Source organism: Streptomyces sp. GbtcB6 (genome assembly GCF_019091475.1).
Classification (GTDB): Bacteria; Actinomycetota; Actinomycetes; order Streptomycetales; family Streptomycetaceae; genus Streptomyces; species Streptomyces hyaluromycini.
This window is the reverse complement of the sequence record NZ_JAGXJL010000019.1, coordinates 23772-46944: the sequence shown is the minus strand read 5'-3', so window position 1 is coordinate 46944 and position 23173 is coordinate 23772. Positions and strand designations below refer to the sequence as shown.

Annotated in this window: 18 protein-coding genes and 1 pseudogene; 2 read left to right on the top strand and 17 right to left on the bottom strand. The window is 72.2% G+C overall.

Going from position 1 to position 23173, the window contains the following annotated elements:
- Positions 1-41: 41 nt before the first annotated feature.
- From KVT45_RS29225 to KVT45_RS29205, 5 genes and pseudogenes are all read right to left on the bottom strand, one after another.
- A pseudogene (locus KVT45_RS29225) lies at positions 42-971 on the bottom strand (YbhN family protein); the annotation flags it as partial.
- A complete protein-coding gene (locus KVT45_RS29220) occupies positions 968-1987 on the bottom strand; it encodes a trans-aconitate methyltransferase (RefSeq protein WP_217552106.1) in 1020 nt (339 codons plus the stop codon). The gene KVT45_RS29220 and the pseudogene KVT45_RS29225, both read right to left, overlap by 4 nt.
- Positions 1984-3186, bottom strand: a complete 1203-nt coding sequence (locus KVT45_RS29215; protein WP_217552105.1) for a glycosyltransferase family 4 protein — start codon at positions 3184-3186, stop codon at positions 1984-1986. Before KVT45_RS29215 ends, KVT45_RS29220 begins: the two co-directional genes overlap by 4 nt.
- Entirely contained in the window at positions 3183-3581 is a 399-nt protein-coding gene (locus KVT45_RS29210) for a 6-carboxytetrahydropterin synthase (protein WP_046728401.1), read from the bottom strand. Before KVT45_RS29210 ends, KVT45_RS29215 begins: the two co-directional genes overlap by 4 nt.
- A gap of 160 nt (positions 3582-3741) precedes the next feature.
- Positions 3742-4725 (bottom strand): zinc-binding alcohol dehydrogenase, encoded by a 984-nt coding sequence (locus KVT45_RS29205; protein WP_217552104.1) that lies wholly within the window; start codon positions 4723-4725, stop codon positions 3742-3744.
- A gap of 122 nt (positions 4726-4847) precedes the next feature.
- On the opposite strand from KVT45_RS29205, the gene KVT45_RS29200 reads away from it, so the two are divergent.
- A complete protein-coding gene (locus KVT45_RS29200; RefSeq protein ID WP_217552103.1) occupies positions 4848-5645 on the top strand; it encodes a CDP-alcohol phosphatidyltransferase family protein in 798 nt (265 codons plus the stop codon).
- 158 nt (positions 5646-5803) lie between these two features.
- On the opposite strand, the gene KVT45_RS29195 is transcribed toward KVT45_RS29200, so the two are convergent.
- The 8 genes from KVT45_RS29195 to fusA form a co-directional block, all read right to left on the bottom strand.
- Complete coding sequence (locus tag KVT45_RS29195) at positions 5804-6538, bottom strand: YcnI family protein (protein WP_217552102.1); 735 nt, start codon at positions 6536-6538, stop codon at positions 5804-5806.
- Positions 6539-6589: 51 nt separating this feature from the next.
- The gene (locus tag KVT45_RS29190) at positions 6590-7231 is read right to left on the bottom strand and encodes a hypothetical protein (RefSeq protein WP_217552101.1); all 642 of its coding nucleotides are present in this window, start codon (positions 7229-7231) and stop codon (positions 6590-6592) included.
- A gap of 189 nt (positions 7232-7420) precedes the next feature.
- Positions 7421-9301 (bottom strand): discoidin domain-containing protein, encoded by a 1881-nt coding sequence (locus KVT45_RS29185; protein ID WP_217552100.1) that lies wholly within the window; start codon positions 9299-9301, stop codon positions 7421-7423.
- 175 nt (positions 9302-9476) lie between these two features.
- Positions 9477-10835 (bottom strand): GH1 family beta-glucosidase, encoded by a 1359-nt coding sequence (locus KVT45_RS29180; protein WP_217552099.1) that lies wholly within the window; start codon positions 10833-10835, stop codon positions 9477-9479.
- Positions 10836-10909: 74 nt separating this feature from the next.
- Positions 10910-11770 (bottom strand): carbohydrate ABC transporter permease, encoded by an 861-nt coding sequence (locus KVT45_RS29175; protein ID WP_089103974.1) that lies wholly within the window; start codon positions 11768-11770, stop codon positions 10910-10912.
- Positions 11763-12755: a carbohydrate ABC transporter permease gene (locus KVT45_RS29170; RefSeq protein ID WP_217552098.1), complete on the bottom strand. Its 993-nt coding sequence runs from the start codon at positions 12753-12755 to the stop codon at positions 11763-11765. Before KVT45_RS29170 ends, KVT45_RS29175 begins: the two co-directional genes overlap by 8 nt.
- A gap of 5 nt (positions 12756-12760) precedes the next feature.
- Positions 12761-14077 (bottom strand): ABC transporter substrate-binding protein, encoded by a 1317-nt coding sequence (locus tag KVT45_RS29165; RefSeq protein WP_217552097.1) that lies wholly within the window; start codon positions 14075-14077, stop codon positions 12761-12763.
- A 635-nt stretch (positions 14078-14712) separates the two neighbouring features.
- A complete protein-coding gene (gene fusA / locus KVT45_RS29160) occupies positions 14713-16803 on the bottom strand; it encodes an elongation factor G (RefSeq protein ID WP_217552096.1) in 2091 nt (696 codons plus the stop codon).
- Between the two features lie 1067 nt (positions 16804-17870).
- On the opposite strand from fusA, the gene KVT45_RS29155 reads away from it, so the two are divergent.
- Entirely contained in the window at positions 17871-19049 is a 1179-nt protein-coding gene (locus KVT45_RS29155; RefSeq protein ID WP_217552095.1) for an MFS transporter, read from the top strand.
- 46 nt (positions 19050-19095) lie between these two features.
- On the opposite strand, the gene KVT45_RS29150 is transcribed toward KVT45_RS29155, so the two are convergent.
- The 4 genes from KVT45_RS29150 to dpgA are packed head-to-tail and all read right to left on the bottom strand — an operon-like array spanning position 19096 to position 23062.
- Positions 19096-19911, bottom strand: a complete 816-nt coding sequence (locus tag KVT45_RS29150) for an alpha/beta fold hydrolase (protein WP_217552094.1) — start codon at positions 19909-19911, stop codon at positions 19096-19098.
- Between the two features lie 3 nt (positions 19912-19914).
- A complete protein-coding gene (dpgC, locus tag KVT45_RS29145; protein ID WP_217552093.1) occupies positions 19915-21273 on the bottom strand; it encodes a (3,5-dihydroxyphenyl)acetyl-CoA 1,2-dioxygenase DpgC in 1359 nt (452 codons plus the stop codon).
- On the bottom strand, positions 21270-21941 hold the full coding sequence (gene dpgB, locus KVT45_RS29140; protein WP_217552092.1) for an enoyl-CoA-hydratase DpgB: 672 nt from the start codon (positions 21939-21941) through the stop codon (positions 21270-21272). Before dpgB ends, dpgC begins: the two co-directional genes overlap by 4 nt.
- A 17-nt stretch (positions 21942-21958) precedes the next feature.
- Complete coding sequence (gene dpgA / locus KVT45_RS29135) at positions 21959-23062, bottom strand: 3,5-dihydroxyphenylacetyl-CoA synthase DpgA (protein WP_254647506.1); 1104 nt, start codon at positions 23060-23062, stop codon at positions 21959-21961.
- Between the last annotated feature and the right edge of the window lie 111 nt (positions 23063-23173).

Sequence of the window (23173 nt, the reverse complement as noted above, 5' to 3'; positions counted from 1 at the left end):
GCGTACCAGCGGACCACCAGGACCACCAGGCCGGGCAGGGCCGCCACGAAGCTGAGGACGCCGTAGACGACGGCGGTGGCGAAGCCGCTGTCCGCGCCGAGGCCGGCCGCGGCGAACGCCCAGGCGGTGACGCCCTCCCGGGGGCCCCAGCCGCCGACGTTCAGCGGCAGGCCCATGGCGACCAGGGCGAGGACGGCGATCGGGACGAGGACGGCCACGGAAGCGGCCGAGCCCGCGACCCGGGCGGCCACCACGAACATCCCGACGTGCCCGGCGAGGATGGCCGCCGAGGACAGCGCGACGCCCGGCCCGTTCCGCCGCGACAGCAGTGCGCGGCGGGCCTCGCCGAGGGTGGCGCGCAGGGCACCGCCGCGCTTGCCCGGAGACTTGTTCATACGGACGGCGACCACGATCGCGCACGCGCCGGCCAACCCGGCCGCCGCCAGCGGGGCGAAGCTGCGTACCTCGTCGCGGACCGGCGAGGGCAGGATCAGCAGCGCGCCCGCCCCGAACACCGTCAACGCGATCTGCCCGGCGGTCCGTTCGAGGACGACCGCGCGGACCCCGCGCCCGATGTCGCCCTCGCTCTGCCCGTGCCGCACCGCCCGGTGCACGTCGCCGAGCACCCCGCCGGGCAGGGCCGCGTTCAGGAACAGCGCCCGGTAGTAGTCGCCGACTGCGGGCCCGAGAGGGAGCCGCAGCCCGAGGCTGCGGGCCACCAACTGCCAGCGCCAGGCGCTCAGCACGGTCGTGACCGCGCCGACCGCCAGGCCGATGACCAGCGTCGGGGTGTCGATCCGGCGCAGTCCGTCGAGGAAGACGCCGGTGCCGAGCCGCCACAGCAGCACGGCGATGATGGCGGCTCCGGCGAGGGTGCCCAGGTGGGTGCGGAGGGCCCGGAGGCCGAGGCGCCGGGGCACGGCGAGCGGGGCGACGGGCGCGGTCTCCCGGACCAGGGTGGGGGTGCTCATGAGGTGCCTCCGGTCGGCCGGGCGAGCGCGAGCAGGTCACTGTGGTGCACGACGACCCGCAGTTCGCCGGCCGCGTTGGCGGCGAGCCGCTCGGCCAGGTAGGCGTCGGCGCGCTCGGCCAGTTCGGGGCGCTGCTCGACGGCCGCGCCGACCCAGCCGCGCAGCCACTGCTCGGTGAGCGCCTTCTCGTCGGGGCCGAGCCGCCACGGGCTGGGGTGCACCTTCACGGTGGCGCCCCGGTCGGCGAACGCCTCGCAGGCGGCCGTGACCGCGTCCGGGCCGAGCATCCCGCCGCGCCGCTGGTGGGCGTTGAACGCCTCGGCGAGCTCCGTGTCCAGCGGGTGGGAGGGGGTCAGCTCGACCCGCCCGGCGACCGACAGGGTGAGCAGCGCGGGGCAGCCGGCCCCGGCGCAGGCCGCGGCGAGTGTGTCGATCTCCTCCCGGGTGAGCACGTCGAGCAGCGCGGACGCGGTCACCAGGGAGGCGCCGATCAGCGCGTCCGGGGTGAGCCGGGCGACGTCACCGCGCCGGGTCTCCACCGTGACCCGGCTGCCGTCGGCGGCCGCGCGCGGCGAGGCGACGGCGGCGAAGTGCAACAGGTAGGGGTCGCGGTCGTGCAGGATCCAGTGCTGGGAGCCGTCGAGGCGGGGCGCAAGCCAGCGGCCCATGGAGCCGGTGCCGCAGCCCAGGTCGTGTACGACGACACCCGCCTTGCCGGGGAGGTTGGCCAGCCGGATCCGCAGCGGGTCCAGCAGGTCGTGCGCCCGGGCGGCCGCGTCCGCGCTCTCCCGCAGCTCCAGCCACTCGGGGGCGTACCGCGGCGGCTCCTCGGGCCCGGTCTCCCGCAGCCGGACGGTGGCCCGCTCGCCCGGACGGACGACGGGACCGGCCCCGGCGATCACCTCGGAAGGCTGCTGTTCGCGCTCTCGTCCCACTCCTGCATCCGTAACATCCGTCGGCCCGGGCTGCGCGGGGATCGCGCCGACCGGAGTAGTGGTCGTGGTCTCGCTGGTCATGCGGCCCTCCGGGGTTCGTCGGGGAGCCGCAGCAGGACTCCGGCCAGGCTGCGGGCGGTGGTCGCCCAGCCGTCGAGCGCCGCCCGGCGGCCGCGCGCGGCGGCCTTGAGGCGGCGGCGTACGTCCGCCTCGCCGAACCAGCCGCGCAGTTCGGCGGCGAGCGCGGCGGGGTCCTCCGGCGGCACGAGGATGCCGGGCACCCCGCCGTCGGGAGCGCGGCCGACCGCCTCGGGCAGCCCGCCGACGTCGGTCGCGAGCACCGGGATGCCTCGGGCTAGGGCCTCGGTGACGGCCATGCCGTAGGTCTCGGCGTACGAGGTGAGGACCATCAGGTCGGCGGCCGCGTAGCTGGCGTCGAGGTCGGCGCCGGAGCGCGGACCCGCGAGGTGCAGCCGGTCGGTCAGGCCGTGCTCGGCGATGAGCGAGCGCAGGTGGGCGACGTACTCGGGGTCCTGGCCGAGGCCGCCGACACAGGTGCAGGTCCACGGCAGGTCCCGGACCGCCGCGAGCGCCTCGACCAGCCGGTGCTGGCCCTTGCGCGGGGTGACGGCGGCGACGCACAGCAGGTGCGAGACGCCGTCGGTGCCGCCGGCCAGCGGGGCGATGTCGGCGCCCGGGGCGGCGACATGGACCCGGTCGGGGGCCAGGCCGTGGTGCGAGACCAGCCGTCGTACCGCCCAGTCGCTGGTCGCGATCACGGCCGGTACGGCGCGCAGCACCGCGCGCTCGCGGGCGTCCAGGTCGGCGGCCACGGCCCGGTCGAGCCCGGTCTCGTCGCCGAGCGGCAGGTGCACGAGGACGGCCAGCCGCAGCCGTTCCGCCTCCGGGACGACGATCTCCGGGACGCCGCAGGCGACCAGACCGTCGAGGAGGACGGCCGCCCCGTCGGGCAGTTCCCGCAGGGTGCGGGCGAGGCTGTCCCGGGCGGCCTGCTCGGGGCGCGGCCAGGAGCCGGCCACCACGTGCCGGGTGACCTGCCAGCCGAAGCCGGGCAGGTCCAGGCAGACCCGCCGGTCGTAGGCGTTGCCGCCGCTCGGCTGGGCCGGGTCGTCGACACCGCCCGGCATGACGAAGTGCACGGTGCGCAGGGACATGGGGAGGATCCCGATGTTCGCAGGGGCTTCGCCGGCGGCGGTGGCCGCGCGCGGCGCGGGCACGTAGGTGAGGGCCGACGGGCGGCCGATGGCCATGTCGGTCACAGGGCACGCTCGTAACTCGCCCAGGCGACGTGCGACTCGTGGAGAGTGACGGTCAGTCCGGCGAGGCCCTTGGCGCCCTCGCCCAGCGCGCCCTTCTCGATGCGCTCGGCGAGCCGGTCGGCGATGACCTTGGCGAGGAACTCCGTGGAGGTGTTGATCCCGGCGAAGTCGGGCTCGTTGTCCAGGTTTCTGTAGTTCAGCTCGCTGACCACGGCGCCGAGTTCCTGGGTGGCAAGACCGATGTCGACGACGATGTTGTCGTCGTCCAGCTGTTCACGCCGGAAGGTGGCGTCCACGAGGAACGTGGCGCCGTGCAGTCGCTGCGCGGGCCCGAACACCTCGCCGCGGAAACTGTGGGCGATCATGATGTGATCGCGGACGGTGATGCTGAACAACGGACGACCCTCCAGGTGCGGCGCGTCTGGTCCCCCGGCTGATCCCTGCCGGGGGATGCCCTTAATACGGCTCTTGGCTTCCCCGCGTTCAGTCCACTCTCACTCTTTTCTCAGGTCAGGACCTCTTGGCGAACCGCACCGGACGTTATTGGACGTTCCGTCAGCCGATGTCGCCGTAGCGGACCCGGTGACAGAGGGCGGGGATCTCCCCGGAGGCGAGTTTCGGGAGCACCTCCGGCAGCTCTTCGAACGCGCTTTCCCCCGTGATGAGGGCGTCCAGCGCCGGGTCTGCCAGCAGGTCCAGGGCCAGGGCGAGCCGGTCGGCGTACGTGCGGCCGGCGCGAGCGGCCGGGGAGACGGTGCCGACCTGGCTGCTGCGCACGGTGAGCCGGCGGGAGTGGAAGGCCTCGCCGAGCGGGAGGGCGATACGCCGGTCGCCGTACCAGCTCAGGTCGAGGGCTGTGCCCTCCGGCGCGAGGAGTTCCAGCGCGCGGGTGAGGCCCTGCTCGGTGGCGCTGGCGTGCACGACGAGGTCGCAGTCGCCGAGCGCCTCCTCGGGGGCCGCGAAGTCCACGCCGAGGGCCTCCGCGGTCTTGGCCCGGGCCGGGTCGGCGTCGACAAGCTGGAGCCGCAGACCGGGGAAGCGGGCGAGCAGGGCGGCGACCGAGCAGCCGACCATGCCGCCGCCGATCACCGCGATCCGGTCGCCGACCAGCGGCGCCGCGTCCCACAGGGCGTTCACGGCGGTCTCGACCGTGCCCGCGAGTACCGCACGCGCCGGTGGTACCCGCTCCGGTACCACCGTCACCGCGCTCACCGGAACGACGTAACGCGTCTGATGCGGATACAGACAGAAGACCGTACGCCCGATCAGCCCATCGGGACCCTGCTCGACCACGCCGACGCTGAGGTAGCCGTACTTCACCGGACCGGGGAACTCGCCCTCCTGGAACGGCGCCCGCATCACGGCGTGTTGGCTCTCGGGCACCCCGCCACGGAACACCAGTGTCTCGGTGCCACGGCTGACTCCCGAGTACAGCGAACGCACCAGGACCTCGCCCTCGCCGGGCTCCGCGAGGGTGACGTCACGCAGCTCTCCGTGGCCCGGAGAGCGGAGCCAGAACGCGCGGGCCGAGGAGTTCATCGGCATCCTCCTGAACGATCGGGAAGTTGTTCACGTACCGAGATGTGCACAGCGAGAAGTGCACAGTCCGCGCACAGTACGCGGCGTTGATCGACTCTGTCACTCGGCCGGAGGAACGTGCGGTGGCCCTGAACAACACTTACGAAGCCAGGCTGGTCCAGCAGGAGACCGCTGTGGGAGCGGGCGTACAGGTCCTGCTGCTGGCCCTGCTCGGGACGGCGATCGGCATGGGGCCGGCCGGCTGGCTGACGGGTCTCGCGTTCGCGATAGCCACCTGGGCGGTCCTCTCCCGGGCCCTGCACCGCACCCGGCCGCGCTCCTTCGGTCCCGCCAACCGGGTGACCCTCGGCCGCGCGATCCTGGTCGGCGGGGTGACCGCCCTGGTCGCCGACTCCTTCGAGAGCTCCCCGCCGGTCACGCTGCTGGTCGGCCTGACGGCCGTGGCCCTCATCCTCGACGGCGTGGACGGCAAGGTGGCCCGCCGCACGGGTACGTCGACGGCCCTGGGCGCCCGCTTCGACATGGAGGTCGACGCGTTCCTGATCCTGGTGCTGAGCGTGTACGTCTCGACGCAGCTGGGGCCGTGGGTGCTGCTGATCGGCGGGATGCGGTACGCGTTCGTCGCGGCCGCGAAGGCGGCGCCCTGGCTGAACGCCCCGCTGCCGCACTCCATGGCCCGCAAGACGGTCGCCGCGATGCAGGGCATCTGCCTGCTGCTGGCCGGCGCGGACCTGCTGCCCTACCTGGCCAACCTGGGCGTGGTGCTGCTGGCGCTCGGCTCCCTGGTGTGGTCCTTCGGGCGGGATGTGGCGTGGCTGTGGCGCAACGCGCGGACGGCGGTGCTGGAGGAGGAGCTGGCAGAGGCGTCCCTGGAGGCTTCCGTCGAGGGCATCGAGATGCTGGAGCTGGCGGTGCGCTGAGCCGAGGACAGCAGAGGGGGCCCGGACCGGGAGATCGGTCCGGGCCCCCTTCTGGTTTGCCAACGGGCGTTGGCCTACAGGCGGTTGCCTACAGGCGGTTGCCTACAGGTGGTTGCCTACAGGTGGTTGCCTACAGGTGGTTGCCTACGGGCGTTGACTTACGACCGTGCGCCCCGCGTCCGTACGACGGCGAACGCGGCCGCCGCCAGGCCCAGGGCGCCGACGATCAGGCCCGCGATGCCGAGGCCGCGGGCGGTGGAGTCACTGGAGTCGGCGGCCACGGTCGTCGCCTTGGCGCTGGTCTTCGTCGCCGGCGTGGCCGACTCGGCGTCCTCGTCGCCCGCCGCCGTGAGCTTGAGCGTCGGCGCCGGGTTCTCCGGCTCGTCGTCGCCGCTCTGCGCCTCCTCGATCCAGCGGACGACCTTGCCGTCGGAGTAGGTCTGCAGGGTCTTGAAGGTCAGTTGGTCGGTGTCCTCCGGCAGCTGCCCGAAGGCGACGTCGAAGTCCTGGTACTGGCCGGCGCCGATCTTGCCGCCGGTCCAGGTGATCTCGGAGGCGGCCTCGGTGATGGTGCCGTCGTCGGTCTTGACGGGCGTCTTGAGCTTGGTGGTGGTCACCTTGGCGGTCCAGCCGTCCTGCGGGGTGACGAGGACGCCCAGGACCGGGTGGTCGGTGGGCAGGTAGACCTGGACCTTGGTGGTGGAGGCGGTGTCCTCCTCGTTGGGCACGCGGAAGGTCAGCACGCCGTCGGTGGCGCCCTTGGCGTAGCTCTCGGGGTGGACGGTGACGTGCGCCGAGGCGATGCCGGCGGCGACGAGGACCGACGCGGCGGTGACCGCGGTGACGGTGGCGGCGCGGCGGAGGGCGAGGCGAGTCGCAGAGACAGCAGGCATGAGTGAGTCGATCTCCGTACGAGTGAAGTCTGTTAGAGAGTCTTACTGGTGTTAGACCGGGTACGGGATCGGGTTCGGGGGGCCGCGTCGGCTCACCGCGTGCCGCAGCGCGAGCAGCGGGCGGGGCCCTATCGGGCCGGCCGGGGCCAGGCGGGGGCCGTCGGCCGGGGCGGGCAGGGGGGCGTCGTGCCACCAGGCGGCCAGACCGGGCACGAGCGCGGCCGTCCGCCTCAGCAGCGACCACAGCGCGGCCTCGCCGCGCCGCAGCCACCAGGAGGCGACGAGCGCGGCGACGACATGGGCGACGGTGGCGTGCGCGGTCAGGACGTGGACATGCGGGTGCAGCTGCGCCATACCGGCCCCACCGCCCATACCGGCCATGGCATGACCGTGCATGCGCATGGGGGCCATGGTCATGACGGGCGCGGGAGCCGGGGTGGCCGCGCGGGCCGCGTCGAAGCCGAAGTGCAGACCGGCCTGGGTGAGGAGCATGCCGACGCCGATCTCCGGCAGCCCGCGCTCACGCCCCGCGAGGGCGCGGCCCAGGGCGAACACGGCGACGAATCCGGCCGCGTCGGCCCACAGCGGCGGCAGGTCGCCCATGGCGAGGCCGTGGCCGGCGGCAGCCAGGAGTACGCACACCGCGGCGAACACCGCGGCACGCAGGCTCCGTACCGCCGGTGACGCATCCATGGTGAGCGATCCTCCCACGGTGGGGGGATACGCGAGGCACGGACGCCCCGTTCACTCACGGCTGGGGTTTTCCTATGGGGTCCGGTGCACGCCGCACAGGTTCGGGTGCGGGCGAGCGCCGGCCCTGGGCGGGTGCGGGCGAGCGCCCGCCCAGGGATCCGGGCTCCGCGGGCCGGGAGCCGCGTCCCGTTACTTCTTCTGCTCCACCCGCACCCAGTCCACCTCCGCCTGCACTCCCCCGGCCGCGATCTTGTCCACGCTGGCCTGCGGCAGGCCCCAGTAAGGGCTGGTGACCTGGTTCCAGCCGGCCGGGTAGGCGCCGCCGAGGGCGAGGTTGAGGATGACGTACTGGTTGTGGTTGTAGACCCACTGGCCGCGCGTCGACTCCAGGACGTTCCGGGTCGTCTCCTGGACCAGGGTGTCGTCGACGTAGAAGCGCATCGCCGTCGGCGTCCACTCCACCGCGTAGGTGTGCCACTGGTCGATCGTGCCGCCGTTCGGGAAGGTCTGGCGGGCTCCGATGTTGCCGTCGGCGGAGTAGCCGGGGCCGTGCAGCGAGGTGCTCGTCCACGTCGGGTAGCCGATGTTCTCCATGATGTCGGTCTCGCCGGAGGCCGGCCAGGAGACGGACGGGTCGTCGACGTTGCTGCCGAGCAGCCAGAAGGCGGGCCAGAAGCCGTCGCCGACCGGGAGTTTCATCCGGGCGCTGACCTTGCCGTAGGTGAAGTCGAAGTGGGTGTTGGTGTCGATGCGGCCCGAGGTGAAGTCGTAGGTGCCGCCGCCCGCCTGGGTGCAGCCCTTGCAGTACTTCGCCTTCAGGATCAGCTCGCCGTTCTGCGTCTGGATGTTGTCCGACGAGTCGACGTACGCCTGCGACTCGCCGTTGACCGAGCCCATCTCGGTGCCGGTGCGGACGACCCGCCACTTGGAGCGGTCGAGCGAGGAGCCGGTGAAGTCGTCGAAGAACGCTGTCTGGTAGGTGCCCGACTGGTCGCCGGGGAGGGCGGGGTAGGCCGCCGAGGCGCTGCCGCCGGTGCCCCAGACCTGGAACTCGTAGAGCGAGTAGCCGAATTGGGCGGTGGCGGGGGCCGGGTTGTAGAAGCTGCGGCGCTCCTTGCCGAGCATGCGGACGTAGCGGCCGGTCACCGGGGAGGGGAGGGTGACCGTGTCGTGCAGGCCCGACGCGTCCGAGGGGGACACGACGTTCGCGCGGCGGGCGGCGATGGCGGCGGCCGACGGCTCGTACACCGTGCGCCAGTTGACGTTGTCGTCGGAGACCTGGATGAGGTAGTCGACGGCGTACGCCGACTCCCAGTAGAGGTCCACGGAGGAGATCGTGGAGGTGGCGCCGAGGTCGACCGAGATCCAGCGGTCGGCGTTCCAGTCGCTCGACCAGCGGGTGTAGTCGCCCTTCAGGTCCGCCGGCCAGCCGCCGTCGGTCGCGAACGCCGGTGAATTGCCCGCGTGCTGGTAGTAGTTGGAGTACGCCGGGTGGTTCAGGGCGAGGTTGGTGACGGTCGAGGACGCGGGGGCCGGTTCGCCGCCGTAGACCTTGAAGTTCCAGAGCGAGTAGCCGTAGGGAGTGGCGCGCTGGATGCCGCGCATGCGGACGTAGCGGCCGGTGACCTCCTGCGGGTAGGTGTGCGCGGTGACCGAGCCGCCGGTGCCCGCGGTCTCGGTGTAGAAGGGCGTCCAGTCCGTGCCGTTCTTCGAGGCCTCCAGGACGTATCTCTTGCCGTACGCGGCCTCCCAGTCGAGTTGCACGCTGTCGATGCGGATCGTGGTGCCGAGGTCGATCTGTATCCAGGCGTCGTCGGCGAAGTTGCTGGACCAGCGGGTCGCGCCGTTCGCGTCGAAGGCCATGCCGGGGGTGGTGCCGGCGTTCTCGTAGCCGGAGGCGGTGACGCCGGAGGGGTTCGCGGCGTACGCGGAGTTCGCGCGGTCGGTGTCCCAGGTCACGGCGGTGGCGGCGGTGGATGCCGGGGCGGCCAGGATCGTGCCCGAGGTCAGCAGGGCGGCCGCCGCCAGGGCGGCCAGGGCGGTACGGGGGATGCGGAACGGGGATGGCATGCGGGTCTCCTGAGCGTTGGCGGTCCGTTTGAGCGTTGGCGGTCCGTTCGGTTTGTGTTGTGGGCATGACAGATCAAGCTCTGTGCCTGGTGCTCGTGCGTAGGGCGATGACGCATGACGGTCGTATGTGCGGTGGGCGCGGAACTCCCCTGGTCCGCGCCCACCGCCGTGTGTGTCAGGCCGCCCGGCGGGCCTGTCCCCGGTGGTCGCGGATGATGTCCGCGTACCGGCGGCCGGTGCCCTTGATCGTGCGGACCTGGGTGCGGTAGTCGACGTGGACCAGACCGAAGCGCTTGTCGTAGCCGTACGCCCACTCGAAGTTGTCCAGCAGCGACCAGGCGAAGTAGCCGGCCAGCGGGGCCCCCTTACGGGCCGCCGAGGCGCAGGCCGCGAGGTGGCCGGCCAGGTACTCCTGGCGCTCGGGGTCGTCGACGGTGCCGTCGGGGCGGACCACGTCCGGGTAGGCGGAGCCGTTCTCGGTGACGTAGAGCTTGCGGGCGCCGTACTCCTCGGTGAGGCGCAGCAGCAACGTCTCGATGCCGCTCGCGTCGATCTCCCAGTCCATGCCGGTGCGCGGGACGTCGGGGCGGCGCACGGAACGGGCGTACGGGGCGGGGCCGTTCGGGTCGTCCTCGATGTAGGCCGGGAAGTAGTAGTTCAGGCCCAGCCAGTCGAGTGGGGTGGCGATGGTCTTCAAGTCACCCGGCTGCTCAGGGAGTTCGACGCCGTAGGTCTCGACCATGTCGGCCGGGAAGCCGCGGCCGTGCACCGGGTCCAGCCACCAGCGGTTGACGTGTCCGTCGTGGCGGCGGACGGCGGCCGCGTCCTCGGGCCGGTCCGTGGCGGCGAACACGGTGGAGAGGTTGTTCACGATGCCGACCTCGGCGCCGGGCGCGGCGGCGCGGATCGCCTGGGCGGCCAGGCCGTGGCCGAGGAGCAGGTGGTAGGAGGCCCGGACGGCGGCCGTGAGGTCGGTCCAGCCGGGGGCCATCTTGCCCTCCAGGTGGCCGATCCAGGCCGAGCAGGAGGGCTCGTTGAGGGTGGTCCAGTGCTGGACGCGGTCCCCGAGGCGTTCGGCGACGACGGAGGCGTACGCGGCGAAGTGCTCGGCGGTCGCCCGCTCCGGCCAGCCGCCCCGGTCCTGGAGGGCCTGCGGCAGGTCCCAGTGGTACAGGGTGACCGACGGGGTGATGCCGGCCGCCAGCAGGCCGTCGATCAACTCGTCGTAGAAGTCGAGGCCCTTGGCGTTGACCGGGCCGTCGCCGGCGGGCAGCACGCGCGGCCAGGCGACCGACAACCGGTAGGCGTTCGCGCCCAGTTGACGCATCAGGCCGATGTCCTCGCGCCAGCGGTGGTAGTGGTCGCACGCGACGTCGCCGTTGTCGTCGTTGTCGATCTTCCCCGGGGTGTGCGAGAAGGTGTCCCAGATGGAGGGTGCACGGCCGTCCTCGGCGACGGCTCCCTCGATCTGGTACGCCGCGGTTGCCGTGCCCCACAGGAAGTCGTGCGGGAGGGCGGCGAGGTCGATGGTCACGAAATTCCCTTCGGAACAGACTTCGGAACCAGCTTCAGAACTGGCTTCAGAACTGTCTTCGGTACGAGGCGGGTTCACTTGACGGCGCCGGCGGTCAGCCCGGCGACGAGGTAGCGCTGGAGGAGCAGGAAGCCGGCGACGACGGGGACGCTCACCACGAGCGAGGCGGCCATGATCTGGTTCCAGTACACGTCGTTGAGCGTGGAGTAGCCCTGGAGGCCGACGGCCAGCGTGCGGGTGGTGTCGTTGGTCATCACCGACGCGAACAGCACCTCGCCCCAGGCGGTCATGAAGGCGTAGACGGCGACCGCGACGATGCCGGGGATAGCGGCGGGTACGACGATCCGCAGCAGCGCGCCGAGCGGCCCGCAGCCGTCCACCAGCGCCGCCTCGTCCAGGTCCCTCGGCACCGAGTCGAAGTACCCGATCAGCATCCAGATCGAGAACGGCAGCGAGAAGGTCAGGTAGGTGAGGATCAGGCCGCCGCGGGAGCCGAACAGGGCGATGCCGGTGGCGTTGCCGATGTTGACGTACAGGAGGAACAGCGGGAGCAGGAAGAGGATGCCCGGGAACATCTGCGTGGACAGCACGGTGACCGTGAAGACGCGCTTGCCGCGGAACTCGTAACGGCTGACCGCGTAGGCGGCGAACACCGCGACGACGACCGAGCAGACCGTCGCCGCGACCGACACGATCAGCGAGTTCACGAAGTACTTGGCGAGCGGGACCGTCGACCAGATGTCGATGTACGGGCGGATGGTCAGCCCGCTCGGCAGCCAGCGGAACTTGCCGGTGACGTCCGCGAGGGGCTTGAGCGAGCTGGAGATCATCACGTACACGGGGATCAGCACGAACCCGGTGAGCAGCGTGAGGAAGATCCGCCGGGACCAGAGGAAGGAACGCGGCGGGGCCATCGGCGAGCTGGGGCTAGACATCGGCGGTCCTCCGTCCGCGTGAGGTGAACACCAGGTACACGCCGGTCACCACCAGCAGGAAGAGCAGCAGGAGCACGGACATGGCCGAGCCGGTGCCGAAGTTCCAGGTGACGAAGGAGGCCTGGTAGATGTGGACCGAGATGAGATCGGCGGCCTCCGGGGCGGCCCTGCCGAACAGGACGTACGGCGTGTTGAAGTCGTTGAACGTCCACAGGAACAGGACCAGGACCAGCACCTGGTTGACCGGGCGCAGCGACGGCAGGGTGATCCGGCGGATCTGCTGCCAGATGCCTGCACCGTCCAGGGCCGCCGCCTCGTAGAGCTCCCTCGGGATGTTCTGCAGTCCGGCCATCACGATCAGGAAGGCGAACGGCCAGCCCTTCCACACCGACACGATCAGCAGGGCGTAGAAGCTGTTGTCGCCGATCAGCCAGAAGGACGGCTTGTCGGTGAGGTGCAGCTGGTCGTGCAGGACGTGGTTCACCAGGCCGTTGTCGTGCTGGAACATGAACACCCAGGTGATGACGGCCGCGTAGACCGGCAGCGCGTACGGCACCAGGAACAGGGCCCGCAGCAGGCCCCGGCCGCGGAAGGTGTCCTGCATGAACACCGCGGCCGCGGTGCCGATCAGCCAGCACAGGCCGACCGAGAGCAGGGTGAAGCTCACGGTGACGAAGAAGGAGTGCAGCAGGGCTTTGCCGACCGGGGCGTTGAACTCGACCGAGGTCCGGTAGTTGTCGAACGCGGCCCAGGGGGCGGTGGTCCAGTCGCGGATGTAGAACTGGGTGAGCTCCTTGAAGCTCATCACGACGCCGATGACCATCGGGATGAGATGGACGAGGAGTTCGAGCAGCAGGGCGGGCAGGAGCAGCAGGTACGGCAGTCCGATCCGGCGGATCCGCCCGGGACGGCGGCCGGAGCCGCCCGCCGTCCCGGAGGGGTTCGCACGCACCGGCTCTTGCACAGCGGTGGTGGTGGTCGTCATCGCGTTCAGGCCGCCGGCATCTGCTGCTGGGCCTTCTCCAGCTCGGCCTTCACGGAGTCGGTGGTGATGGCGCGCCCGGCGGCCACGTCGGCGAACAGGTTCTTCACGGCCGTACCGACCGTCGTCTCGAACTGCGACTCCGAGGCCACCTGGGGCAGGGCCACGGCGCTGGTGGCGAGGGTGTTCTTCAGGACGGAGTTGGCCGGAGTGTTGAAGGCCGCGTCCTCCTGGGCGGTCTTGACCGGCGGGATGGAGCTGTAGGCGGTGTTGAGGATCTTCTGCTCGTCGTCGCTGGTCATGAACTTCACGAACTTGGTGGCGCCGTCGAGGTTCTTGGTGTTCTTGAAGACCGCCAGGTTGATGCCGGCGACCATCGAGTTGGCCTGGGTGCCGGTGCCGGGGGTGCCGGACTGCACGGGCACCGGGGCGATGCCGTAGTCGCTGTCGCTCATGCCCTGCGACTTGAGGTTCGCGGACGCCGACTGCCACAGCAGCATGGCCTGCTTGCCCTTGGCGAAGTCGCTCACCGACTGGTTCTGCGCGTACTCGGCGTCGCCGGTCGGGATGACCTTGTCCTTGGCCATGAGGTCGACGTACTGCTTGACGCCGGCGACGACCTTGTCGTTGGTGAAGTCCGGCTTGCCGTCGGCGGTGAAGAAGTCACCGCCGTTCTGCTTGGCGAAGATGAAGGTGTGGTGGATGTTCTCCGCCAGGCTTCCGCCCTCGGCGCCGAGCACCGACTTGCCCTTGGCGGATATCTTCTTGCCGTCGGCGATCAGCTCGTCCCAGGTGACCGGGGGCTGGGAGATGCCCGCGTCGGCGAAGATCTTCTTGTTGTAGTAGAGCGCGTACGCCATCGAGTACAGCGGTACGGCCGCCGGGTCCTTGCCCTCGGCGCCCGTGGAGCCGAGCGCGGAGTCGACGAACCGGTCCTTGCCGCCGATCTTGGCGAAGTTCTTGGCGTCCCAGGGCAGCAGCGCGCCGGTCGCCTGGAGCGAGGCGCTCCAGGTGTTGCCGATGTTCAGCACGTCGGGGCCCTGGCCCGAGGTGGTCGCGGTGAGGATCCGGTTGAGCAGGTCCGACCAGGGCACGACCTCCAGCTTGACCTTGATGCCGGTCTGCTTCTGGAACTTGTCGAGTTCCGGCTGGAGTACCTTCTTGTCGATCTCGATGCTGGCACCCTGGTTGGAGGCCCAGTAGGTGAGCGTCTTCGGGGAGTCGTTGGACCCGCCCCCGGTGGACGAACCGCCACCGCAGGCCGTGGCCGCGAGGGCGAGAGACATGGTGACGGCGCCTACGGCCGCGGCTCGGATGCTGCGCATGGCTCCAGCTGTGCCTTTCCGGGAGTCGAGAACCCCGAGAGGGCTTCGCGAAGGCCGGCGCCCGCGAGTGCGGATGCCGAGACCGACGTTCGGCTTCCGAAGCCCCTCATGGCTTAATTTAGGACGTGAGTTAATCCTCGGAAGGCTAGCTCGTCAAGGGATCCGGCACGGGTATCCGTGCAGGCAGGCCGGGGAACAGCTGGTTCCGGGGCGGTGCTGCGGCCGTGCCCGGCTGTGTGACCTGGGCCGGAGCGGGGTGACCTGCGCGGAGCGGGGCCGGACGCCGTTCCACAACGGTTGTGTTTCGACGGCCGATCGCGGACAGCGGGGATGGGGGTGAGGTGCGGAGCACGACGGCGGGGCGGGGTGCCGGGCACGACGGCGGGCCAGGGCCGGACACCGGGCACGACGGCCCAGAGCCGCACGCCCGGTACGGCGGCCAGAGCCGCACACCTGGCACGACAACGGGGGCCGGACGCCCGGTGCGACGGCAGGGGCCGGACGCCCGGTGCGTCGGCGGGGGCCGGACGCCCGACACTACAACGGCGGCCGGACGCCCGGCACGGCGGCCGGGGCCGGATGCCCGGTGCGTCGGGCGGGGGCCGGGGAGGTTGTCCCCGGCCCCCGTCCCGGTGTCACCGGGCGGGTGCCGCGACCGGGGCCGGGGCGTGGCCGGTCTGGCGGGTGGTGAAGGTGCCCCGGCCCTGGGTGCGGCCGCGCAGCCGCGTCGCGTAGCCGAACAGTTCGGCCAGCGGCACGGTGGCGGTGAGCACCGCCTCGCCGCCCCGGGCCGCGGAACCGGTGACCCGGCCGCGCCGGGCGGCGAGGTCGCCGAGCACGCCGCCCACCGCGTCCTCGGGGACGGTGACCGTGACCTCGGCGACCGGCTCCAGGAGCGTCATCGCGCAGGCTCGCAGGGCCTCCCGGAGGCCGAGCCGGCCCGCCGTACGGAACGCCGTGTCGGAGGAGTCCTTCACATGCGTCGAGCCGTCGGTCAGGGTGACCCGCAGCCCCGTGACCGGATGCCCGCCGAGGGGCCCCTCGGCGAGGGCGTCCCGGCAGCCGGCCTCGACCGCACGCACGTACTCCTGCGGCACCCGGCCGCCGACGACCGCCGACCGGAACTCGAAGCCGCCCTCGCGTCCGCCTTCGTGCCCGGCCTCGTGCCCGAGGGGTTCGACGTCCAGGACGACGTGCGCGAACTGCCCCGCCCCGCCGGTCTGGTGGACGTGCCGGTACGCGAAGCCGGTCACCCCGCGGGCCACGGTCTCCCTGAGGGCGACCCGCGGCCGGCCCACCGTGACCTCGGGGCCGCCGTCCCGGCGGATCTTCTCCACCGCGACCTCCAGGTGCAGTTCGCCCATTCCGGACAGCACGGTCTGCCCGGTCTCGGCGTCGGTGCGCACCACCAGCGAGGGGTCCTCCTCGGCCAGCCGGGCCAGCGCCTGCGCCAGCCGGTCGGTGTCGGTGCGGCGGCGGGCCTCGACCGCGACCGAGACCACCGGTTCCGCGGCGACCGGCGGCTCCAGGAGCAGCGGGGCGTCCGGAGCGCACAGCGTGGCGCCGGGACGGGCCGACTTCAGCCCGGCGACGGCGACGATGTCACCGGCCACCGCCCGGTCGAGGGGCTGGTGCCGGTCGGCCATGACACGGAGGATGCGCGCCACGCGTTCGGTACGGCGCGTCGCCGGATCCCACACGGTGGCTCCCTTCTCGATCGTGCCCGAGTAGACCCGGACATGGGTGAGGCGCCCGGTGGCGGTCGCGGTCACCTTGAACGCCAGTGCCGCGAACGGCCCCTCCGGGTCGGCGGCCCGCCGCTGCTCGGTGCCCTGATGGGTACCGCGCACGGCGGGGACGTCGAGCGGCGAGGGCAGATACGCCACGGCCGCGTCGAGGAGCGGTTCGACGCCCCGGTTGCGGTAGGCGGAGCCGCACAGGACGACCACGCCCTCGCCGGTCAGGGTGAGGTCGCGCAGGGCGCCCGCCAGGGTGGCGGTGGACAGCCGGCCGGGCGGCGCGCAGAACTCCTCAAGCGCGGCCGGGTGCAGCGCGGCCACCGCCTCCTCCAGCGTGCGCCGTCGCCGCTCGGCCGCCTCCCTGAGCTCCTGCGGAACGGGCCCCTCCAGCGCCGTACCGCCGTCGTCCGCCCAGACCAGCGCCCGCATGCGCACGAGGTCGACGACACCGGTGAAGCCGTCCTCCGTGCCGATGGGCAGTTGGACGACGAGCGGGGCCGGGTGCAGACGGCTGCGGATCGACTCGACGGCTCTGTCGAGGTCCGCGCCCGCGCGGTCCAGCTTGTTGACGAAGGCGATCCTGGGGACGCGGTGCCGGTCGGCCTGCCGCCACACCGACTCGCTCTGCGGCTCGACGCCGGCGACCGCGTCGAAGACGGCGATCGCGCCGTCGAGGACGCGCAGGGAGCGTTCGACCTCGTCGGCGAAGTCGACGTGGCCGGGCGTGTCGATGAGGTTGACGCGGTGGCCGTTCCAGGCGCAGCTGACGGCCGCGGCGAAGATGGTGATGCCGCGGTCGCGTTCCTGGGGGTCGAAATCGGTGACGGTGGTGCCGTCGTGGACCTCGCCGCGTTTGTGGATGGTGCCGGTGGCGAAGAGGATGCGTTCGGTGACGGTGGTCTTTCCGGCGTCGACGTGGGCGAGGATGCCCAGGTTGCGAACGGCGGCGAGAGGGTTGACGGAGTTCGGGTGGAGTTCGGCGCGCATGGCCCGATGCCTTTCGAATGACGGTTTCCCGGAACGGCTCCGGGAAGGGGCGGCGCAATTTCCCGTGCGGCGAAGTTCACCGGTCACGACTGACGGCACGTCAATGCTTGGGCATATGCCGGTAGTTGATTGATCCGGTCGCGCGTCACGGAGTCCGGTGCCGGCCGCGCGGCGGGCACCGGAGGGACGGGGACACGAGGATCACCTCGTAGCGGGAACGGGGAGGGACGACGGCGGTTCGATCCCGCATGGCCCTCTCCCCTCATTCGTCCGAACTCGTCACGGCAAAGCACCTGGACCGCGTTCCGCGGCTACGGTGCGTGATACCGGGCGAGTGTAAGCAGGCGGTGCGGAGCACGGCACTCGGTTTTCGGCTGGCCGCTTCGATCCGGCACTTCGGGCACTCCCGGCACTCCCGGCACTTCGACGGACGCCTCGGCCGGGCACGGCGGCCCGGGGGCCGGGCGGGGATACCGGTTCGTTCCCTTTTCTCCACTGCTCGGGGAATGAGGCGGCTCGTTGTCCCGACATTTTCCGGACATTCATCTGGCCGGCATCGATAACGCCACGCACCGGGATGGCGCTTTCCGGATCGACGGACGGGAGTGGAGGTGTTCACCGGAAGAGACCGCCGCAACTCCAGCGATTGGCCGAAAAACACGCTTTACGGCTCCCAGGGGGACATCGGGGCGCCGATCCACCGCCCCGGCGCCGCCCAGCCCGGAAAGGACGTCCGGAACGCCCCGGATCCACATCATCCCGGGTGACACGGGGAGTGGGCCTTCCCGCACCACCCCAGCGGGAGTTGGTGTGGAACATGTGTGGACATTCGGTGAAGCGCTGCTCTTGGCTGAGAAATTGGGATCCCGCCTCGGGTTCCGGCGGGGCGCGCAATGACCGGGAAGCGGTCCGTCCCGGTGGCCGGTGAACGCTCTACCACTGAACGAGCAGGCCTAATCTGATGCGCGAGCAGGCTGAATGGGCCCGGAAAACGGACGGATTGGAATCGATTGGACACGGAAAAGACGCGGAGAGCGCCATTCGCCGCGCTGCGCCCCGGTGCCACGATGCCGGTCGCCGCGCAGGTGCTCATCGCGGGAACGCTCTTCTCCCGTCTCGGTGACACACTCGCCTCCCTGGGCCTGGTGCTGCACGCGGCGGACCGGGACATCCGCTTCGGGGTGACCGAGGTGATGATCGCCGAGCTCATCCCCACGGTGCTCGCGGCGCCGCTGATCGGTACCGTGGTGGACCGGTTCAGTGCACGCGCGGTCTGCCTGTGGGCGCTGCTGCTCCAGGCACTGTCCCTGGGCGCGGCCACCGCGGTCGGCGGGTTCCATGCGCGGGTGGCCCTGATCGCGCTGTCCGCGCTGGCCGGGGTCGCCTCGGTGGCCGCCGGGTTCAAGATGCTGCCCGCCGTGGCCGGCGAGGAGCACACGGGCCGGGCGAACAGCCTGCTGACGGCCGGCCTGTCCGTCGCGGGGCTGATCGGCCCTCCCCTGGCCGGCTTCCTGAACTCCCTGTGGGGCACCCGAGTGCTGCTCGCGGTGGACGGCGCGTCCTTCCTGGTGCTCGCGGGCTGCACCATGCTGGCGGTGCCGAACACCGTGGACGTGGCGATCGGCCGCCGCCCCGCCACCAGGATCGCGGACGGTTACCGGGCACTGCGCGACGCGCCGGTGGTGGGCACGCTGATGCCGGCGCTGGCGGCCTCGATACTGGCCATCAGCATCGAGAACGTCGCCGGCGTCTACTACCTGCGGGACGTCGTCAACGGCAACGACACCGTGTTCGGCCTCATCCTGGCGACCTGGGCCCTCGGGTCCGTCCCGGGCGCGTTGCTCGCGGGCCGCCCGGGCTGGTCGGACCGGCACGGCCAGCTGATCGTCACCGGCATCCTGGGCATGGGCCTGAGCCTGCTCCTCACCGGTCTGATCCCGGTGGCCGCGGTGATCTTCCCGCTGTTCCTGATCGCCGGCTTCGGTAACGGCGCCTGCAACGTCGGCCTGCGCAACGCGGTGCACGCCCGCGTGCCGGCCGAGGTGCACGGCAGCGCCTGGGCCTGCTTCCAGGCACTGTCCCGCAGTTGCATCGGCGCCGGCTTCCTGCTGGGCACCCCCAACAGCGCGGTCTCCAGCCAGGGACAGGTGATCATCTCCGGTGTCATCCCGCTGGTGGCCATGGCATGGGCGGGCGTGGTCACCGTCCGCCGCCGCGAGTCCACCGTGACCGAGCCCTCCGCCTGAGCGACCGACCGACTGGTCGGAAAGTAACGGGTCCCCTGGCATGTCGTCACACCCGGGTTCCCACGAGATGGCCGACGAGTTCCGCGTTCACCTCCTCGGGCCGCTCCAGGTAGCCGAAGTGGCCGCAGCCGGGGATCTCGGTGTAGCGGCAGCCCGGGATGGCGTCGGCGAGTTCGCGGGTGAGGCGGGGGCGGACCACCACGTCGTCGGCGAAGGCGACGGCCAGGCAGGGCCGGGTGATACGGCGGTAGGCGGTCAGCCGGTCGGGGATGAGTTCCAGGCCCAGTTGGGCACGGACGGCGGCGGGGTCGGGGAGAGTCAGCTCGAACAGGCTCAGCCAGTCGGCGAGCCGCGCTTCGTCGTCGAGGGTGCGGGGCGAGAGGTTCTGCAGGGCGTGCCGGTGGGCCGCCACCGCGGGCGGGAGCCGGACACCGCCGTCGGCGAGCGCGAGGTCGGCCGCGGACGCGGCGGCGATCAGCGCGTCCGTCCGGCCGCCGCCCGCCATCAGGACGGCCCGGTCGACGAGTTCGGGCCGGGCCAGGACGACCTCCTGCACGATGATCGCGCCCAGCGAGTGGCCCACCAGCCGGCACGGCGCCCCGCCGGGGTGCGCGATCAGCCCGGCGACGCCGGCGGCCAGGTCGGCGAGGGTGAAGGAGCCGGGCGGCGCCGGCTCCGGGCCGAGCCCCCGGTTGTCGAAGGTGACGACCCGGTGGCCGGCCCGGCGCAGCGCCGGCACCTGGTGGGCACGCCACACCCGGCCGGGCGCACCGGTGCCGGCGACCAGCACCACGGCCGGGGCGCCGGCGGCGCCGTACTCCTCGTAGGCGAGGTCCCTGCCGTCGATCCGCGCGTACGGCACCCGTCACCCGCTCCCCGCCGCGAAGCGGCCGACCTTGCCGATGACGTCCTCGCCGTAGATCCGCAGGGCCTGCTGGAGGGCGAACTCGGCCATGTAGGCGCGGAATCCGTCCTCGGGTTCCTCCGCGAGGTTGAGCATCCGGCGGTTGGCGAGCACGGCCTCGCCGTCCAGCCGGTCCAGCCCGCGTTCGACGGCGGCGTCCATCTCCTCGGGCTCGGCCACCTCGTCGACCAGCAGCCGGGCCTCGGGCTCCGCCGCCCTGACACGTCGGCCGCCGAGGATGATCTGCCGGGCGAGCCGCGGCCCGGTGAAGCGGCCCAGGCGGAAGTTGCCGGCGCCGGGGACGATGCCCTCCTTGGCGGCGGGGAGGCTGAAGTACGCGTCCGAGGCGGCCACCACGTGGTCGAACACGAACAGCATCTGCATACCGCCGCCGATGGCGAAGCCGTCGACCGCGGCCAGCCACGGCTTGGCGGCGTGCCGGGTGTGCCAGGTCGCGGCGGAGCCGAGGGCCAGGCCGTGGGCGAGCTTGCGGAGGTAGCCGAGCTCGCGGCGGAGCAGGAAGCCGACCAGCGAGATACCGCCGGAGCTGAGGCTCTTCAGGTTGATACCGGCGCTGAAGACCCGCCTGCCCCGGTAGCGGGGGTGGGTCATCTCGCCGCCGCGCACCAGGCCGACCCGGACGGCCGGGTCGAGCAGGGCGAGGTCGACGGCGGTCTCCATGTCGTCGACCTGCTGTTCGTCCTCGGCGTTGAGCCGGTCGCCCCGGCAGAGCGTCAGCCGGGCGACGCCGTCCCGGCGTTCGAGGCGGACGGACTCCGTCTCCAGCACGCCCGTGCGCCGGAACTCGGGGAGCAGCCGGATCGCGCGGGCGGTGGGCTGGAGCATCGCGTCGAGCAGGTGCGGGCCCGCGACCGGCGAGCGGAGCACGGCCCGCAGCAGGATGCCCTGGTCGATCTCGTGGCCTTCCTTGTCGGCCTGCGGCCGGGTGTGCTCGTCGGCGATCCGCTCGGGGGCGGGGACGAGACCGGGGTAGGCGGCGGCCGCCGCCTCGACCAGCTCGTCGAGGCGGAGGAAGCGGGTACGGCCGTCGGTCAGGTGGTCGTAGACGGTGTCGGCATGGACATCGAGGAAACGAGAGCGCGCGGCACGCGCCGCGTCCTTGGCCGCCTCGGCCGCCTCACGCGCGGCGGGCCCCCGGCTCGCCGGCCGGGCCAGCCCGGCGAGCACCCGGTCCGCCTCGGCCGAGGCCGCCACGACGGCCCGCCAGCCGGGCGGTTCCGACGCGCCGCCGGCCGCCGCGCGGGGTGACCGGCTCTGCGGGTCCGGTTCCCCGGAGCCTCCCGGCGGGGTGCCGGTCATGCCGGCTCCCGGGCGGTGGTGCGGCGCAGGGCGCGGTCGCAGGCGGCCAGGTGGGAGCCGAGAGCGTCCTCGAAGGGCGTGGTGGCCGCGTCGAGGAGGAGCTGGCGGCGTACGGCGAGTTCGCTGCCGCCGCCCTCGCCGTAGCGGGCGATCAGGGCGGCCAGGCCGGCCTCCGGGTCGTCCGTGAGGTCGTCGGCGAGGCCCAGGGCCAGGGCCTGCTCGGCGCCGATCGGGTCGCCGAAGAGGACGGCGCGGCGGGCACGGCCCGCGCCGAGGAGGCGGACCAGCCGGAAGAGGGCCATGCCGGGCCAGGTGGCCTCGCCGTCGGAGGGCGGCACCAGCCGGGTGCCGGGTGCCGCCAGGCGCAGGTCGGCGGTGAGGAAGGCGTCGAGGGCGGTGCCGCCGGTGTCCCCGGCGGCGACGGCGACGGTCACGGCGGGGAGCCGCTCGAAGCGGCGCAGGGTGCGCTCCCACTTGGTGACCAGAGCGGTGTCGAGGCCGTCCGCCCAGTCCGCGTCGGGCGCGCCGGAGACGCGCAGCACGGCGACGGCGGGTCCGCCGTCCTCCACCCGGTCGCAGAGCGCGGCGAGTTCCTTCACGGCCACCGCCGTCGGCGGCCGGCGGCCGTCCACTGCCAGGGTCGGTGCTTCGTCCACAGTCACGTCCATGTCTCCTGGGTCTCCCGTCACCACTGCACCAGTACCGTCTCGAGGGTGGATCCCGGCCCCATCGTCATCAGCACGCCGTAGTCGCCGGGCTCGGCGGCCTTCTCGTCGAGCAGCCGCTCGTACGAGAAGAGGAACGACCCGCTGGAGACGTTGCCGTAGTCCCGCAGCACGCCGACGGTGTGCCGCAGGTCGTGCCGGGTGAGGCCGAGGTTGACGACGACCGAGTCGATGACCTTCTTGCCGCCGGAGTGCACGAGCCAGTGCCGGATGTCGCTGCGGCGCAGCCCGGTGCCGGCGAGCAGCCGGTCGATGACGATCTCGGCGTGCGCGCCGACCACGTAGGGCACCTGGGGGTCGAGGTAGAAGCTGAAGCGGCCCAGGTCGCGGTCCCAGTCGTAGCGCATCGCGCCGACGGCCTCGGGGATGATGCAGCTGGCGAACTTGAGGAGGGTCGGGCCCTCCTCGGCGGGCGCCGCCTCCTGCGGGCCGGAGAGCAGCGCGATGGCGCCCGCTCCGTCGCCGAAGAGGCTGTTGACGACCGCGGTGCGCATGGAGGAGTCCATGGCGTAGGCGGCGGAACAGGCCTCCGTGCACAGCAGCACGGCCAGCTCCCCGGGGTGTGCGGCCGACCAGCCGGCCACCAGGTTCAGGGCGTTGAGACCTGCGTTGCAGCCCATGCCCACGATGTCGCTGCGCGAGCAGTGCCGGTCGATGCCGAGCTCGCGGATGAGCAGCGCGCTGATGCCGGGGGTGAGGAAGCCGGTGGAGGTGACGCAGCACAGATGGCGCAGGTCGGACAGGTCGGCGCCGGCCCGCTTGAGGCAGGCGCGGAGCGCCTCGGCGCCCATCTCGACGGCCGACCGCTTGTGTTTGTCGAGGAGGTCGCCCTGGGTCTCGGGGCTGCGGACGCCGTCCGGGCCGGGCTCGGGCAGTTGGAGGTGGCGCCGGTCGATGGCGCTGTTGCGGAAGACGGAGGTGATCTTCGGGTCGCTGATCGCGAAGGCGTCGAGGACGTCCTGCTGGGAGTAGGAGGCGGGGGGCACCGCGGTGCCGACGCCGGTGATGCGCGGCCGGTGTGCCGCGGTGACGACGCCGTCGCCTGCCTCGAGCGTGATGGTCATCGGAAGGTCCACCCCCACATACGGGACTTGCTGCGCGGTTTTTGACGTGATCGCGGATTCGTGCCGAAATCGCGCACGGATTCCACCTTTCGGACTTTCGAACTTTCGGAC